13 protein-coding genes are annotated in these 15,620 nt (G+C 66.0%); 6 read left to right on the top strand and 7 right to left on the bottom strand.

The window, feature by feature from the left end:
• Positions 1-106: 106 nt before the first annotated feature.
• Positions 107-502, bottom strand: a complete 396-nt coding sequence (locus ACNJYA_RS15380) for a hypothetical protein (RefSeq protein WP_349628450.1) — start codon at positions 500-502, stop codon at positions 107-109.
• Between the two features lie 232 nt (positions 503-734).
• Positions 735-1,145, bottom strand: a complete 411-nt coding sequence (locus ACNJYA_RS15375) for a His-rich protein BRANT (protein WP_439403193.1) — start codon at positions 1,143-1,145, stop codon at positions 735-737.
• A 250-nt stretch (positions 1,146-1,395) separates the two neighbouring features.
• Here ACNJYA_RS15375 and ACNJYA_RS15370 point away from each other — a divergent pair, with 250 nt between their 5' ends.
• Together ACNJYA_RS15370 and ACNJYA_RS15365 are read left to right on the top strand one after the other, a co-directional pair.
• Complete coding sequence (locus tag ACNJYA_RS15370) at positions 1,396-1,938, top strand: tetratricopeptide repeat protein (RefSeq protein WP_439403192.1); 543 nt, start codon at positions 1,396-1,398, stop codon at positions 1,936-1,938.
• Positions 1,939-2,044: 106 nt separating this feature from the next.
• Positions 2,045-3,430, top strand: coding sequence for a serine hydrolase domain-containing protein (locus tag ACNJYA_RS15365; protein ID WP_439403191.1), 1,386 nt, complete (start codon positions 2,045-2,047; stop codon positions 3,428-3,430).
• Here ACNJYA_RS15365 and ACNJYA_RS15360 read toward each other — a convergent pair.
• Positions 3,420-4,973 (bottom strand): S10 family peptidase, encoded by a 1,554-nt coding sequence (locus ACNJYA_RS15360; RefSeq protein ID WP_373569535.1) that lies wholly within the window; start codon positions 4,971-4,973, stop codon positions 3,420-3,422. The two genes, ACNJYA_RS15365 and ACNJYA_RS15360, sit on opposite strands and share 11 nt — an antisense overlap.
• A gap of 412 nt (positions 4,974-5,385) precedes the next feature.
• A complete protein-coding gene (locus ACNJYA_RS15355) occupies positions 5,386-7,866 on the bottom strand; it encodes a caspase family protein (RefSeq protein WP_439366788.1) in 2,481 nt (826 codons plus the stop codon).
• Between the two features lie 383 nt (positions 7,867-8,249).
• On the opposite strand from ACNJYA_RS15355, the gene ACNJYA_RS15350 reads away from it, so the two are divergent.
• The 4 genes from ACNJYA_RS15350 (at position 8,250) to ACNJYA_RS15335 (ending at position 12,429) form a co-directional block, all read left to right on the top strand.
• Positions 8,250-10,217: an autotransporter domain-containing protein gene (locus tag ACNJYA_RS15350; RefSeq protein ID WP_439366787.1), complete on the top strand. Its 1,968-nt coding sequence runs from the start codon at positions 8,250-8,252 to the stop codon at positions 10,215-10,217.
• A 161-nt stretch (positions 10,218-10,378) separates the two neighbouring features.
• Positions 10,379-11,158, top strand: a complete 780-nt coding sequence (locus ACNJYA_RS15345; RefSeq protein WP_036010536.1) for an NAD kinase — start codon at positions 10,379-10,381, stop codon at positions 11,156-11,158.
• Between the two features lie 118 nt (positions 11,159-11,276).
• Complete coding sequence (locus ACNJYA_RS15340) at positions 11,277-11,822, top strand: response regulator (protein WP_008549760.1); 546 nt, start codon at positions 11,277-11,279, stop codon at positions 11,820-11,822.
• 28 nt (positions 11,823-11,850) lie between these two features.
• Positions 11,851-12,429 (top strand): Hpt domain-containing protein, encoded by a 579-nt coding sequence (locus ACNJYA_RS15335; RefSeq protein WP_172783118.1) that lies wholly within the window; start codon positions 11,851-11,853, stop codon positions 12,427-12,429.
• Between the two features lie 112 nt (positions 12,430-12,541).
• Here ACNJYA_RS15335 and ACNJYA_RS15330 read toward each other — a convergent pair whose 3' ends face one another.
• The 3 genes from ACNJYA_RS15330 to hisI all read right to left on the bottom strand — a co-directional run bounded on the left by ACNJYA_RS15330 (position 12,542) and on the right by hisI (position 15,600).
• On the bottom strand, positions 12,542-13,717 hold the full coding sequence (locus ACNJYA_RS15330) for a DUF2336 domain-containing protein (protein ID WP_212260313.1): 1,176 nt from the start codon (positions 13,715-13,717) through the stop codon (positions 12,542-12,544).
• A 225-nt stretch (positions 13,718-13,942) separates the two neighbouring features.
• Positions 13,943-14,962 (bottom strand): lytic transglycosylase domain-containing protein, encoded by a 1,020-nt coding sequence (locus tag ACNJYA_RS15325; protein WP_439366786.1) that lies wholly within the window; start codon positions 14,960-14,962, stop codon positions 13,943-13,945.
• A 215-nt stretch (positions 14,963-15,177) separates the two neighbouring features.
• Positions 15,178-15,600: a phosphoribosyl-AMP cyclohydrolase gene (gene hisI, locus ACNJYA_RS15320; RefSeq protein WP_212260310.1), complete on the bottom strand. Its 423-nt coding sequence runs from the start codon at positions 15,598-15,600 to the stop codon at positions 15,178-15,180.
• Positions 15,601-15,620 lie beyond the last annotated feature (20 nt).

Genomic DNA, 15,620 nt, shown 5'->3' with positions numbered 1-15,620 from the left:
ACGATTTGTCGCAAGTCGAAACCACCCCGTTCAAAGCTCGCCGAAATGTGATCCAGCGGCTCCGGCTGCTTCTGTCTAGCACCGGGCGATGAAGGCGGGCTTTGCGCTACCGCGTCATCTTTTCCAGTTCCGGAAAGGGTGCGTAAACCGCACCGGCGCAGAGATCGCTGGTCTGGTCCACCACGCGGTCCGCACGGCCGTTGACGAAGATCACGGCCCGCTCGCGCACGCCCTTATAACTGCCATCGGTCTCGCGCGGGGTGAAGTGCAGGCAGCTCACATAGAACTGCCGGCCGCCGACCTCGCGCTGTACCGGCTCGGCCATGCCGGCGTTGCGCACGCCGACCGGATTGTTGAGGTAGGCCCGCATCAACGCCACGGTGTCGCTTCGGAAATTGTCGGGAAACGGCTGCGGCCCACCGGCCTGGGTCCCGCCCATGAAAGTCGGACGGTCACCGTCGCTGCCGAAACATGCCGCAAGCGCCAGCGGCAACGCCAGGATCACCGCACATCTCGCCAATCGCCCCACAGGCCGCGCTCTCCGCTCGAACAGATCAGGAGACGTTCTAGCCCCTGGCCTGCATGAAGGGAATTCGCTTGCAGAGGCTTAAAACAGCGCACCGGCCAGCCGCCGACGCCTCGGGCTTGCGCACGAGGCGTGGCAACGGGCCAGGCCTGACGTCCGCGCGCGGCGGCGGGGCAATGCCAGGGATGCCGCCGCGCGGGATCAGTCGTCAGTTGCGCTTGTCTGACGTCGCGGGCTTGGTGATATCCGGCTGCGCCTTCTGCGCGTCCTTGGCCGTGACCTGCTTGCGGTGATGGCGATGCTTGCGCACGGTCTTGTGCTCGTCGGTGGTGACCGCGGCGTTCGCGTTCAGCGCCTTCGACTTGCCATCCACCTTGGCGTCCGCCCTGACGTCGGGAGCCTTCACGCCCGTCGTCTTCACGTCCGTCTTGGCGTCGGTCGTCTTGGCGTCGGCCTTGACGCCGGCTTCCGGTTTCGTGGCCGTGGTCGCCGCCTTGGTCTGGCTCTGGTCGGCCTTGATCACCGGAGCGGCCGTGGTGGTCTTGCCGGCCTCGGCAGCGAAAGCCGGGGCTGCGATCACGGACGTTGCGAGCAAGGCTGCAGAAATGGTCTTCAACATGGTGGTCTCCTCTTGGAAGGATCTTCAGGCGGCGCCCTCTCGCCTACCCATCGATCGTGGGTGGGAGCCTAGGCGGGGGGCACTGAACCCAGTCTGAAGCCCTCAGCAGGCTTCCGTTCATCTCGATGACAAGTTTGTCATCCGCGGCCGGGCGAATAGATCGTGCGAAGCGGGAATGTTTTTGCCCGAGAGGTGTTCCGGTCTTCGGGCAATCGTGTAGGATCGCCACGTTCCATACCGGAGAACTTGAATGCGCAAACTCTCAACGCTCGTTGTGCCTGGACTCGTCGCCGTGACGCTCGCGGCCGCGCCGGTGCTGTCCAATGCGTATGCCGCGGCCGGCGACTCCCCTTCGTCGCCGCCGAGCTCGGACTCCTCGACCAAGAAGGGCAAGAAGAAGAGCTCTTCCGTTAGCGACCCCAAGTTCCTCGCGGCCTATCGCACCGCCTACGCGGCGATCTACGACAAGCACGATTACACGGGCGCGATCGACCAGCTGAAGTCGCTGCGGCGCGACGACGTCGCCGATATCGCCAACCTGATCGGCTACTCCTATCGCAAGCTCGGCGATTACCAGTCGTCGAAGGTCTATTATGAGCTGGCGCTGAAGGACGATCCGAACCACGTCCGCACCTGGCAATATTATGGCCTCTGGCAGCTCGAGCAGGGCAACCGCGAGCAGGCGCAATATCACCTTGGCAAGATCGCCTCGCTCGCCGGCACCGGCAGCTCGGAATATCGCTCGCTGGCCGAAGCGCTCGACAAGCCGACCGGCGCGACGCTCGTCTACTGATCATTGCATCTTTGAACGAAGCGGACGGGCACAACCTCAGGGTTGTGCCCGTTCTGCGTTTTCGGCTAGCCTCGCGCACCAACCTTCCTCGCAAACCGATAGCGCAATGGACACGTGGCTGCGATCCGCGATCGACTATATCGGCTCCTGGATCGACTACCAGCTGACGACGATCCAGCAGCCGGGCGTCATCGTGGCCTTCGCCCATCGCGGCGAGATCGTCGCCGAGCATGCGTTCGGCCTCGCCAATCTCGACACCGGCGAGAAGCTCACCCCGCGTCACCGCTTCCGCATCGCCTCGCACTCCAAGAGCTTTACCTCGGCCGGCATCATGAAGCTGCGCGAGCAGCGCAAGCTCCGGCTCGACGACAATGTCGGCCAATATGTCGGCGGCCTCCATCCGCGCGTCGCCGAGACCACGATCGCGCAAGTGCTGTCGCACAGCGCGGGGCTGACGCGCGACGGCGCCGATTCCGGCCAGTTCATCGACAGCCGCCCCTATCTCGACGCGAGGGAGTTGCTGACGGAATTGAAGCTGCCGACCGCGATCGAGCCCGGCACGCGCTTCAAATATTCCAATCACGGCTTTGGCCTGCTCGGCCTCGTGATTGAGGCTGTTGCAAAGGAGTCCTACTCCGCCTGGATCAAGCGCGAGATCATTGCGCCGGCCGGCCTGCGCGAGACGGAGCCGGACGCACCGCTTCCCAAGGGCGCCCCGTTCGCGCGCGGCCACACGCGAAAGGTGCCCTTTGGAGAGCGCTGCGTGATCCCGGGCGACAATCCCGCACATGCGATGGCATCTGCCGCAGGCTTCGTCGCCACCGCCGCCGACACCGCCCGCTTCTTCGCGCAGCTGGCACCCAACGCGAAGAAGAGCGTGCTGTCGGCTGCGAGCCGCCGCGAGATGACGCGAAACCATTGGCGCATCCCGCAGAGCTTCGAGGCCTATTATGGCTTGGGCGTCAATGCCGGCAAGACCGATGGTTGGGACTGGTTCGGCCATGGCGGCGGTTTTCAGGGCTATATCTCGCGCACCTGCTCCATTCCCGCTTGCGAGCTTTCGATCAGCATCCTCAGCAACTCGATCGACGGCGCGGCGCCATTCTGGATGGACGGCGCGATGCAGATCTTGCGCATCTTCCAGACCCGCGGCGCGGCTGATCGTCGCGTGCGCGACTGGACCGGGCGCTGGTGGACGATATGGGGCGCGACCGATCTCGTCCCGGCGGGCAACCGCGTGCTCGTCGCCAACCCGCAGTTCAACAACCCGTTCATGGATGCCGCCGAGATCGAGGTGACCGGCCGCGACACGGGCAAGCTCGCCTGGGCTGCCGGGTATTCCAGCCATGGCGAGCCGGTGCGCCGGATCCGCGACAAGCGCGGCAAGATCAGCGACATCTGGATCGCCGGCGCGAACGTGAAGCCGGAAAAAGTCGTCGCACGCGAGATCGCGCGCCGGTATCCGCCCCGCAAGCGCCGGCCTACTCCCTGATGAGCGCCTCGACCTCGCTGCGAAGCGCCTGCCGTGAGCCGTCGCGCGAATAGAACATGTGGCCGCCGGGATAGACCACGAACTTCACCCGCTGCGTCGCGAAGGCCGGCAGCTGGTCGAGCACCCGCTTCGTTCCGAAATAGGGCGTGGCAAGGTCGAACAGGCCATGCGCGACCAGCACGTTCAGCTTGGCATCGGTGGCCAGGATCTGGCGCAGCTCGGACACCGATTGCGGCGGGTTGATGCCACGGCCGAAATCCCAGTGACCTTCGACGGCGCCGTTCAGGACTTCATAGGAGCCGTCGGGCCGCCAGTTGAGCTTGCGCGAGAGCACGTCGACCGCGGCGCTCGTCAGCGGCGCCTGGAGCGCATCGCCGGAGGGATCGCCGAAGCGCGAGCTGCTGGAATCCGGATAGGGATCGAAGCCGCGCACCGAAGCGTCGTAGCGTCCGGTCACCTTGCCGTTCTTGCGGTCGAATTCGCGGCGGAATTCGCCGACGTCGAAGCGGCCGGCGAGGCGGCGGCTCACCGCCTGGTCGATGCCGGTGAGCTCGGCGACCTTGTCGGCCAGACGATTGGTGGCCTCCTTGTCCGCCTCGCCCTTGACGAGATCGGCAAGAAACTCGCCGCGCGCGTAAGCCTCGACGTCGGCGAGGTCGGCGCGCTTGACCGGGCCTTTGGCTTCGCGCGCCACCGCCACATAGCTCGGCAGTGTCGCGACATATTGCAGGAGGCTCGTTCCGGTGAACTCGCGGAAGTCCAAGAGCGGCGAGACCAGGATCAAGCCCCTGACGCCGACGCCGTGCTGGAGCTGCAACTGACGCACGACCTTCGGCCCGCGAATGCCGCCATAGCTTTCGCCGGCGACGTATTTCGGCGAGGTCAGCCGCTCGTGCCTTTCGAGCCAGCGGCGGATCACGAGCGCGATCGAATTGACGTCGCCATCGACGGAGTAGAACGACTTGCGCGCGTCCTCGCCGCTCGCCACGAAGCGGCTGTAGCCGGTGCTGACCGGGTCGACGAAGACGAGATCGGTGAAGTCGAGCCAGGTCTCCGCGTTCGGCTTCACCTCGGGCGACGCCGACGGCGACAGCGCCTCGCCGTCGAGCGGCAAGCGCCACGGCCCGGCCGCGCCGAACTGAAGCCAGGCCGAGGAGGCCCCAGGTCCGCCGTTGAACAGGAACGTCACCGGGCGCGTGGCGCGATCGGCACCGTCGAGCTCATAGGAGGTGACGGCGATGTCGGCCAGCGGTTCGCCCTTGCCGTCGAACACGCGGATCGAGCCGGCGGTGGCCGTGAAGTTCAGCGTCCGGCCGGGCAGATCGAGCGTCTGCTTCGTGGTCGAATCCGGCGGCAGACGGTGCGGCTCGGCCGCGGACGACGACGTCTGCGCCGCATTTTGCGCGCCGCCGCCGCGCCCACCCTTCTGTCCGGCCGGCGCGGCCGCTTCGGAGCGCGGTTGCGGTTCATCCGCATGCGCAAAGCCTGCGAGCACGAACAAAGCGAGTGCCAGACCTACGCGACGCAGCGCCGATCGACGCATCACCATGACAGCTCTCCCTGTTCGGCGGCGCTCGACCGCAGCCTCGATCGCACGCGAGACCATAGCCGGCAATTGCGACGCTTTGGGGGATCGGAGCCCTAAAAGCCGATGCCGAGTATCAACACGAAATCGCGACATCCGCGGCAGGAGGAATCCATGGGTATCGAAGCAACACGGGTCGGTGGGCGGACGCGCACGATCGCCGGCCGACCGGCATGCAAGGCCCGATGCCCCGATGTGATGGGCCTGGCGATGCGTCCTTCGCCTTGATCAGCAGCAGCAGGCGCTGCCGCTGACATCGTGACCGCCGCCGAGGCGGCCGCAGCAAGCGTCAGCGAATGAAACCGATTCATGTCCCGCTCCGTCCCTCACCCCAACACCAGCCAGCTAACGCCGCCGGCCGCCGATCGTTTCAGAACCCGACGCCGATCATGGTGCTATGACCGCCGCCGCCACTCACGATGCTCGGACGTGCGACAGCCTGCTGCCGGGCACGCGGCGCATCATTCTCGGGCCTCGCACGCCTGACCGGCTCGCGGTCGGCTTCGCGGCTCGTCTGCTTGCGGCGCGGCTTGTCCTCGTCCTCGTTCTTGCGCGAGGCGGTCGCCGCCGGCGCCGGTTTCTCATTGGCAACGCAGAGGTCGCCCTTCAGCGTTTCGTCGCCCTTGCACTGGATCGGGCAGACGCGCGTGGCGCGCTTGGCGAGCTCCCCGACGAGATCCTGAGTCACGCTGACCTTGTCGGCCTCGGTGGGCTGCCCACCGATGCTGAAATAGCGGACGAGCGCGGCCTTGGTCGGCTCGCTCAGCTTGCCGTCGGGCTTGCCGGTCAGGCAACCCAGCCGGACCAGCTCGGTCTGCGCCGAGGTGACGAGCTGCGGCGAGTTCGGCAGGGTCGCCGCCCGCTTGGCGGCCTCTGCATTGAAACGATCGATCGCGGCGACGACGAGCGGCCCGAGCCGGTCGCAGGTGACCGTCCTGGAGAATGCCTTGAGGTCGTCGACGCCCGTGCCCTCGCTGCCCTTGGCGATGATCGCGTCGAGCTTGCCCTGCTGTTCTTTACAAGCGGCTTCCCTGGACGCGGCGAGTTCGGCCGCCTTGCGCGCCTCCTCGGCCTCCCTCGCCTGCTTCTCGGCCGCCGCCTTCGCGGCAGCAGCTGCGGCTGCCGCACGATCGCGCTCGGCCTGCTCCGCCTTCTGCCTGGCCTCCTGCGCCTTGCGCTCGGCCTCGGCCGCCTTGGCGAGGCGCTCGGCTTCGGCAGCTGCGGCGCGGCGTTCGTCCTCGAGACGCTTCTTCTCGGCTGCGCTGGCCTCCTTGGCGGCGGCGATCTCGGCCTTCTTGCGCGCATCCTCCGCATCGCGTGCCTGCTTCTCCGCGGCGGCCTTTGCTGCAGCAGCCTCCGCCGCAAGCCGGTCGCGCTCGGCCTGCTCGGCTTTCTGCCTGGCTTCCTGCGCCTTGCGCTCGGCTTCGGCCGCTTTGGCAAGGCGCTCGGCTTCGGCCGCAGCGGCGCGGCGTTCATCGTCCTGGCGCTTCTTCTCTGCGGCAGCAGCGGCCGCAGCCGCCCTCGCCTTCTCGGCCGCCTCGGCCTCGCGGGCGCGGCGCTCGTCGTCCTCGCGCTTCTTCTGTGCGGCGAGCTCGGCCTTCTCCGCGTCCGCCTTGCGCTTGGCCTCCTCGGCTGCCTGGCGCGCCGCCTCGCGTTCGGCGCGCGCCTTGTCCTCGCGTTCCTGGATCGCCTGTTTCAACAGATCGACGCGCTGCTGCGCGGTGATCGCGAGCGGCGCGTCGGGAAAACGCCTGATGAAACGCTGCAGCACCGGGATGTCGACGCTGTCCTTGATCTTGTCCCACTCGATCTGTTCGCGGGTGGGCGGCGCATCGCGGCTTGGCGGCGCCGACTGTGGATAGGCGGCAACCTGGATATTGGACGGCGGCGCTTGCGGCTGGCTCGCCAATGCCTCGATCTGCGCCCGCGCCAGCTCGGCATAGAAGCCGGTCGGATGGGTCGCGAGGAAGACCTCCCATGCCCGCCGCGTGCCGATCTTCTGCACCAGGTCGTAATCCGCCTTGACGTCACTGACCGGCGCCTCGCGCGGCACGGCCGGCGCCGGTACCAGCGAGATCGTGCCGCCGCCGAGCGCGCCGTAAACATACGGCTCCTGGCGATTGGCCGTCGCCTTCAAGACTTCATCCCTGACGCGGCCGAAGGCAAGGCGAATGTCGAGACCAGGGACGGGAAGATTCTTGAGGATCGACGTGGTGAACGGACTGTGATCGCCATCGCCATCATCCGCCGTCGAGCCGGCCTTCGCCGCGTAGGCGATCAACGTGTCGGTCGTTGTGGGCTCGACCTTGCCGAGACCGCCGCTGACCGCGCGGGTCGGAAGGTTGCGCCGCTCTCGCTTCATCGTGCCGACGAACGGATTGTCGCGGCAAGCATCGAGAATGATCAGACGAAGCCGCCTTGCGCCATCCGCCGAGGAGACAAGCCGCTCCAGCGGGATGGCCTCGTCGTCGGCGTCGCGGTCGGAAGCCAGCCTCGCATCAACCGGGATGAGATAATTGGTGCCGCCGATCTCGAGCCCATGTCCGGCATAATAGACGACCGCGATGTCGGCCTGGTCCGCCGTCGTCTCGAACTTGCGGATCCCGCGCTTGAACTCGAGGTTGCCGACATTGTTCAGCGTCTCGACGGTGTCGAAGCCGGCATCGCGAAACATCTGCGCGACCGAGACGGCATCGCGCGATGGATTGGGCAGTTGCGGCACGGATTGATAGAGGGAGTTGCCAACCACCAGCGCCACGCGCCGCTCGGCGAACGCGCACTCGCTCGCCAGGACCACGGCCAGGAGGGTCCCGCCGATCATCGCCATCGCTGCGATCAGACGCCGGAGCATCATAAAATCCACGCCGAGCGTGCGCTAATGCGCCGATCCTGATCCCCTGCAAGGGACTCGGCATTCACGCGCTGGCCCGAAAATCGCTAAATCTATTCATGTTTTATCGCCGCAGACCGCCGCGATCAATGCGCTGGGGCGGCTGCTCACAAAAGGTATTCGGAGCATCTTGGTCCCTGCGTGATGCCCATCACAGCCTGCGTGGCCAGACCTGCGACATCCCGCCACATGTGGCGGCTCCGGTACAGCCGATTGGAAATCGCCGCCGATCACGTCGAATGCGCGCCGCTACGCTTCCGGTGCAAGCGTGGCTCCTTTAGCTTTGTTTCCGAGTGTTGCTGCGTCTGTTGATTCCTTGATTTTTGAATTGTTGGGGGCTGGGAATGAGGCAGTTTGTGCTCGCGCTGACCGGGCGGATCAGCAGCACGAAGCTCTTGTCCGGTGCCGTGGTCGCGCTTTCGCTGAGCTCGTCGGCAGCCTTCGCGCAATGCACCGGTGCGGTCACAGGCGCTGGTGCGGGATTCTTCGGGGCACAACTCGCGGCGATCTCGGCGGCGACAGGCGCGGCCTCCGGGTCAGTCGCCGGTGCGCTCGGCACCACCAACACCGCATTCCTCACGCAGCAAGGCAGCGCATTCGTCTCGGCGCCCGCCGATCCGAAGCCCGAGCAGCCCGGTGGGGGGATCTGGATCCGCGGAGTCGGCGGCGAGGTCACCAACAAGTTCACCTCGACCTCGACCGGCACGGTCAACGCCGGCATCTTCAATCCGGTGCTCGGTGCTGCATCGAACTTCAACTGCGCCGGCTCGGTTCATCAGAGCTTCGGGGGTGTTCAGGTCGGCCAGGACATCTCTCGCCTTAACTGGCGCGGCTGGAACGTTCACGTCGGCACAACCGCCGGCTATCTGTCGTCCAAGGCCACCGACAACGCGGGTGGCAGCACGAATTTCGAGGTTCCCTTCCTCGGCGCCTATGTCGTCGCAACTTACGGCCGCTTCTTCGCGGACATCATGGTGCGCGAAGAGTTTTACCGCGCCGACCTGACCAATGTCGGCGTCGGGCTGTTCAACCAGCAGATCGGCGCGCGCGGCACCTCCGTGTCGGCCTCGGTCGGCTACAACTTCGCCTTGGCCAACAATTGGTTCATCGAGCCGTCCGCGGGCTTCACCTGGTCGCGGACCAATGTCGACGACTACACCTTGAGCGGCGGCGCCGTCTCGCAAGGCATCGTCTCGACCGTGACCACTTCGCCAATCGAGAGCAAGATCGGGCGCCTCACCCTGCGTGGCGGCACGACGATCACCTCAGGCAACCTGATCCTGCAGCCCTTCGCCTCGGTCAGCGTCTTCCACGAGTTCGCCGGCGACGTGACCTCGTCGGTCAACAGCCTGAACGCCAGCGTGTTCGGCGTCATCCCGATCGCGATTTCGCAGAACACCAGCACGAGCCGGGTCGGCACCTACGGTCAGTACTCGCTCGGTGTTGCCGGCCAGCTCGCCAACACCGGCTGGCTCGGCTTCGTCCGCGGTGACTATCGCAACGGCGAAAACATCGACGGCTGGACCGCCAATGCCGGCCTTCGCTACCAGTTCACGCCGGAACAGATCGCCTCGATCATGCCGCTGAAGGCCCCGGCCAAGGCGGCAGGCACCGTCATTGCGCCGACCAACTGGACCGGCGTCTATGTCGGCGGCTCGCTCGGTGTCGAATACGGCAAGACGGACATCCGCTTTGCCGGCGATCCGATCGACGGCAACAATCCGCGCGTGTTCGGCGGCCTCGGCGGCCTCCAGGTCGGCTATAATTACCAGATGCCGAGCAACTGGGTGCTCGGCATCGAGGGAGACATCGCGGCGACGAATTTGCGCGGATCGCGCACCTGCACCACGGTCCAGAACCTCGCGTTGCTGCTCAATTGCCAGAACTCGTCGGACTGGATCGCGACCCTGTCCGGCCGCGTCGGCTATTCCTGGAACCGCACCCTGATCTACGCAAAGGCCGGCGGCGCCTGGGCTCAGGACCGCACCAACGTCAATTGCGTGTTCGGCCCGCTCAACGGCGCCGTCGTCGGCGTCTTCCAGCTCGGTCCCTGCGTCAACCAGTTCGGCGGGGCCACCGACGGCTTCAGCAGCAGCGGCTATCGCAGCGGCTGGCTGATCGGCTACGGCACCGAATTCGACCTTGGCAAGAACTGGTCGGCAAAGGCCGAGTACGACTATATCGATCTCGGCAGCCGGACGTCGCTGATGAGCGACGGCGTCACCACGATGCGCGACAGTGGCAGCCTGTCCCAGGTCAAGATCGGCGTGAACTATCGCTTCACCCCGGGCGCCGTCATCGCAAAATATTGATCCGCGGCAATCGACCCTGTCTTTACCCTGAATTGAACCGGGCGGCCGCTCAACTGGCCGCCCGGTTGCTTTGCAACGGGTCATCCTCGACAATGCAGGCCCACCTCGTATAGACGAGCCCGGCGGAACCTTCCTCGAGCCAGCGGCCCTGCCGAGATGCCATGACCAAGCCCGCGAGATACGACCGGATCGCCTTCGTCGCCAGCCCGAGCAACGAGGCGCAGGCCGCCTTTGGCCAGCTGACCAGGGACTATGGCAATTGCGATCCCGACGAGGCCGACGTGGTCGTCGCGCTCGGCGGCGACGGCCTGATGCTGCAGACGCTGCACCACCACATGCGCACGGGAAAGCCGATCTACGGCATGCACCGCGGCACGGTCGGCTTCCTGATGAACGAGTACTCGACGCATGATCTGCGCCAACGGCTCGAGACTGCGCATGAGTCCGAGATCAATCCGCTCTTGATGCGCGCGACCGACGTGAACGACCGCGTCCACCTGCACCACGCCATCAACGAGGTCTACCTGTTTCGCCAGACCTCCCAGGCGGCGCGCTTGCGGATCCTGATCGACGAGCGCGAGCGCATGCCGGAGCTGATCGCCGATGGCATCATCGTGGCGACGCCGGCAGGCTCGACTGCCTACAATCTGTCGGCGCAGGGCCCCATCCTCCCAATCAACGCCGCCCTGCTGGCACTGACGCCAATCAGCGCCTTCCGGCCGCGGCGCTGGCGCGGCGCCCTCCTGCCCAATACCGCCTATGTCGTGATCGAGGTGCTGGAAGACGACAAGCGCCCCGTCGCCGCCGTCGCCGACCACGAGGAGGTGCGCAGGGTCCGGCGAGTCGAGGTGCTTTCGGACAAGAGCATCTCCATGCGGATGCTGTTCGACCCCGGCCACAGCCTGGAAGAGCGCATCCTGCGGGAGCAGTTCGGCTACTGAGCCTCCTGCCTCCTGCCGCCCTCCTGCCGCCCTCCTGCCGCCCGCCTGCCGGCAACCCTTCGTTAACCCACGCCACGATATGGTTAACGAAGGTTGACCCGCTTTTGGCCCGGGCGTCATGTTCCGTATCGACTTCAACAAGCTGCGCTTCCTCGTCTGCGACGACAATCCGCATATGCGCCGCATCCTGCGGACGCTGCTGCATTCGTTCGGCGCGCGCGAGGTCTACGAGGCCGAGGACGGTGCCACGGCGCTCGAAATGTACAGCCATTACGTGCCCGACATCGTCATCACGGACTGGGCCATGCCGATCTTCGACGGGCTCGAGCTCGCCCAGATGATCCGCCAGCCGGAATCCAAGGGCAATCCTTACGCACCGATCATCATGCTGACCGGCCATTCGGAGAAGCGCCGCGTCACGGTCGCCCGCGATGCCGGCGTCACGGAATTTCTGGCCAAGCCGATCTCGGCCAAGGGGCTCTATCAGCGCATCCTCAACGTCGTCGCCAATCCCCGCCCCTTCATCAAGACCAAGACCTATTTCGGCCCCGACCGACGCCGCAACACCAACTCCGCCTATATGGGCCCGGAGCGCCGCGTCGGCGAAAAGCACGAGGTGCTGCAGCAGCCCTCGCTGCTCGACAAGGCCCGCTCCTCCATCTAGCGCAACCTCTTCAGACGAGGCAGGCATCATGGCGAAGAACAGCGCAAAGGACATCGAGGTCAAGGCCTTCGCCACGCACCAGGTCATCACGCAGCCGAATCCGCTGCGCAAGGTCCTGCGCCGTGTCGAAGACAAGGACATGGACGACCCGATCGCCCGCGCCGAGCAGGCGCTCGCGAGCCTCTCCGGCGAGTTCAAGGACTGGATGGCGATCGAGGTCCAGAGACTGTCCGCCGCCTGGACGGCCGTGCAGAAGGACGGCTTCACGAAGAAACTGCGCGACGAGCTGTTTCACGCCGCACACGACATCAAGGGCGATGCGGCGACGTTCGGCTTTCCTTCGGCAGCGGGCATCGCCGAAAGCCTGTGCCGCGTCATCGAGCACGCGCCTGATCTGGACAAGGTGCCGGCCGAGCTGTTCACGCACCACATCAACGCCATTCTCGCCATCGTGCACGAGAACACGAGGCTCGACAGGATCAGCGTCTCGGCCGAGCTCAGCCGCCGCCTGCGCAAGGTTGCGGACGATTATCTTGCCCACGTCAACCGCGACCGCCCCGAGCATCTCGAAGTGATCCTGGCGCCGAGCATCGCGCCCGTGGAGTAAGGCTTCACTCACTCCTCGTCATTGCGAGCGCAGCGAAGCAATCCAGAATCCCTCCGCGGAAACAGTCTGGATTGCTTCGCTGCGCTCGCAATGACGGAATTTGCGGATCCATCTACGCCGCGATCAGATCGTCGTAGACCGGATCGATCACATCATCCGCGACAATCTCCTCGCAGAACAGCCGCGCCTCTTCGCGCGCGGACTCGGTTGCGAAGCGGCGCAGCAGGACCATCAGGGGCTCGGTGGCGCCGCGATCGGACTCGCAATGGGTCAGCACGCGTTCGACCATGCGCCGGCGCAGCCGCACCGCGCCATCGTCGCTGTCGACGAAGCCCTGCTCGTGGCAGGCATCGAGCGCGACCTGGAACGCCGCAAACGTCGCCTCCGGAAGCCCGGCGCGACGGAGCAGCGCGTGCACGCTGTTGCCGCCGCGGTCGTGCAGCAACGCCGAGACGCGCGCCAGCGGCAGGTCGGCGAGTTCGGCGAGTGCGGCGTCGAACAAGCCCAGATTGCCCGACAGCAGTGCGCGCAGGATCAGGCCCGCGGTCAGCTGGCCGGTGATGCGCAAGTGCCGGACCAGGCCCTGCATGTCATCGCCGCGCGAGCGCGCCGCAATGTTCATGGTGGAGCGGTCGCGCGCTTCGACGGTGATGCGGTCGGCGCGGTCGGCGCTCAGCCAGTTCCGCGCCACGACGAATTGGGCCAGCGTCTCGGAGAGCTTTGCCACCAGCGCCGCACGCGTTGCGGCCGGCAGATCCTCCAGCACCAGCATCGCCTCGCGGATGGCTGCGAGATGGCCGTGGCGCTCGACGATCCGGTCCCACGAGAACGGGGCGAGCTCGGCGTGGGGATTTTCAATCAGCTCCAGCGCGGCAGCCGCGCAGCCGACTTCGGCGATCGCGGCGCACACCGAGACCGGCAATGCGATGCGCCTGGCGACCGCGCACTGCACCTCCTCGCTGCCGGTCGCGACGATGTCGACGAGATCGGCGTCGATCAAGAGCGGGGAATGTTCGAGCACCGGCAGCGCGACCGTCGGCTGATCGGCCGACAGCGCCCGCACGATTGCGGCCGGCGCGTCGAGGCTGCGGGCAAAGGCTTCGGCCATCGCCTGCCGTACCAGCGGCGAGGGATCGTCCAGCAGCATCAAAAGCGCGCCTTCGGCGGCGGTGCGGTCGTCTGCAGAAAGGTCCGAGATCAGCCAGGCCCGGGCCAGCGCCCGTGTTGCCTCGGCCCGCTCGCCTGCGGGCGCCGTCCTGATCCAATTGATGAACTGCCGAACAATCATGCTGCTTCCGGCTTACACAACAAACGAAAAACGGTGACGGCTCGTCACCTGCAACACAAAATAAACCACGACGCTTAACAAAGCGTTCACCATAACTGGCTGGTTTTATTGATGATTTGTTAAGGGAACAAAGCCGCCTCAGCTGTGTGCCCCGGACGCAGCGCAGCGACCTCGTCAGGCGAGGCGCTGCAGAGCCGGGCCCAGGCCTCGAACACGCGAACTCGGCTAGCTCGAGAACGTCCCGCTGCGATCGCTGAAGAGATCGAGCGGCTGCGGCGGCCGCACGTCCGGCGTCACTGAGGCGACCGAGGTCAGCGAGGCATTGTTGCCCCAGAGTTTCTGCACCGTGGTCGAGACCGGCTGCGTGGCATCGCCGGGCTGATAGATCGAACGAAACACCGGCGTACTCGCCGCATTGTCCGCGACCTGTGTCGACGACGTCGCGCTGACGGGCGTCACTGTGCGGGTATTCGGGAAGGTCTGGAGATAGGCGGCGTTGTCCATGACAGGTGCAGTGGGCACGACTGCATTGGCACTCGCGACCTGCGTGGTCGACGGCGTGCCGCCATACATCGCCATCGCACTGCGCGTGACTTTCGAATTCGCGGCGCCGGCATAGCGGGCGTCCAGGACCGAATAGACTTCGGAAACGCTGCGGGCGCGGCCGTCCTTGGCGTAGAAGATCGGGCGGTTGGCGGCCGCCGCGTTGGGAAACAGCCGCGCCCCGACCGCTTGCGGATTGTCCTCGGCGTTGGCGATCAGCTTTGCGGCGCCGCCGACGCCCATGAAATGCGCCATGTAGAGCTCGCTGTCGCTCGGCCTGCGGCCGAGCAGACCGGTGAGCTTGAAGCTGTTCGACTGCGTCAGCGCCGCCGCCATGGCGGAAGCGGCTTCGGGGTCGTCGCGCAGCTTCATGATCGACCGCTTCTTGACGGGATCATCGACGCTGTAGGTGCCCGACGACGTCCTGGTGATGGCGTCGGCATAGCTGCCATAGCCGAGCTGGGCGCCCGCCTGCTTCACCGTGCCGAGCCAGGTCTGGTCGATGAACTGGTAGAGCCCGTGCGCGGACGAGGTGGTGGCCCCCGCCGTCGGATCGAAATCCGATTCCATCTTGGCGGTGGTCAGCATGTACTGGAAGCTGACGCCCGTGATGTTCGAGGCCTGCTTGATCGCACCGGCAACACGCGCCCGCAACGGATCGAGGCCGGCCGTCTGCGTGGCACTGAAATTGTCGATCGACATGATGAAGTGCCCGCCCCGCGCGGCGTTGAGCGACGCCGGCAATTCGGCGCCCGTCGTATCACCGTGGGACAGGTATGGTTAATGGGGGGTTAATTCGGCTGCCCTCGTCATTCCGGGGCATCGCGAAGCGATGAGCCCGGAATCCATTGAGCCGCGCGTGATGCCTTGCGATGGATTCCGGGCTCGCGCTCCGCGCGCCCCGGAATGACAGCTTGCTATTTCTTATAGACCTCGTCCGGATCGAACAGCCGCTCGGCGTCGGTGAAGACCAGCTTCGCTCCTCCGCCCTCGGCCTCGACCTTGCGGTAGAAGCACGACCGCCGGCCGGTGTGGCAGGCCGCGCCGATCTGCTCGACGCGGATCCAGACCGCATCCTGATCGCAATCGGTGCGCATCTCGACCACGCGCTGGGTCTGACCCGACGTCTCACCTTTTCGCCACAAGGCATTGCGCGAGCGGCTGAAGTACCAGGCCTCGCCGGTCGCAATCGTCTTGCGCAGCGCCTCCTCGTTCATGTGCGCGACCATGAGTACGTCGCCGGTAGCGGCGTCGGTGGCGACGACCGTCACGAGGCCAGCGGCATCGAACCTGGGCAGGAAGGCGAGGCCCTCCTCGATCTCATGGGAGTGAGCGGACACAGCAACTCTCGCCGGTTTTC

It is taken from the genome of Bradyrhizobium sp. BLXBL-01, from assembly GCF_051853025.1.
In the GTDB taxonomy this organism is placed as follows: Bacteria; Pseudomonadota; Alphaproteobacteria; order Rhizobiales; family Xanthobacteraceae; genus Bradyrhizobium.
Note: the sequence above shows the minus strand (reverse complement) of the source record. Positions and strands in the feature narration are given on the sequence as shown.

Coding starts and splice junctions, on each gene's coding strand:
- ACNJYA_RS15375 (WP_439403193.1), bottom strand. CDS start 1,145: ATGTTGAAGACCATTTCTGCAGCCTTGCTCGCAACGTCCGTGATCGCA.
- ACNJYA_RS15365 (WP_439403191.1), top strand. CDS start 2,045: ATGGACACGTGGCTGCGATCCGCGATCGACTATATCGGCTCCTGGATC.
- ACNJYA_RS15360 (WP_373569535.1), bottom strand. CDS start 4,973: ATGCGTCGATCGGCGCTGCGTCGCGTAGGTCTGGCACTCGCTTTGTTC.
- ACNJYA_RS15330 (WP_212260313.1), bottom strand. CDS start 13,717: ATGATTGTTCGGCAGTTCATCAATTGGATCAGGACGGCGCCCGCAGGC.
- ACNJYA_RS15345 (WP_036010536.1), top strand. CDS start 10,379: ATGACCAAGCCCGCGAGATACGACCGGATCGCCTTCGTCGCCAGCCCG.
- ACNJYA_RS15355 (WP_439366788.1), bottom strand. CDS start 7,866: ATGCTCCGGCGTCTGATCGCAGCGATGGCGATGATCGGCGGGACCCTC.
- ACNJYA_RS15325 (WP_439366786.1), bottom strand. CDS start 14,962: ATGTCGATCGACAATTTCAGTGCCACGCAGACGGCCGGCCTCGATCCG.
- ACNJYA_RS15340 (WP_008549760.1), top strand. CDS start 11,277: ATGTTCCGTATCGACTTCAACAAGCTGCGCTTCCTCGTCTGCGACGAC.
- ACNJYA_RS15370 (WP_439403192.1), top strand. CDS start 1,396: ATGCGCAAACTCTCAACGCTCGTTGTGCCTGGACTCGTCGCCGTGACG.
- ACNJYA_RS15335 (WP_172783118.1), top strand. CDS start 11,851: ATGGCGAAGAACAGCGCAAAGGACATCGAGGTCAAGGCCTTCGCCACG.
- ACNJYA_RS15350 (WP_439366787.1), top strand. CDS start 8,250: ATGAGGCAGTTTGTGCTCGCGCTGACCGGGCGGATCAGCAGCACGAAG.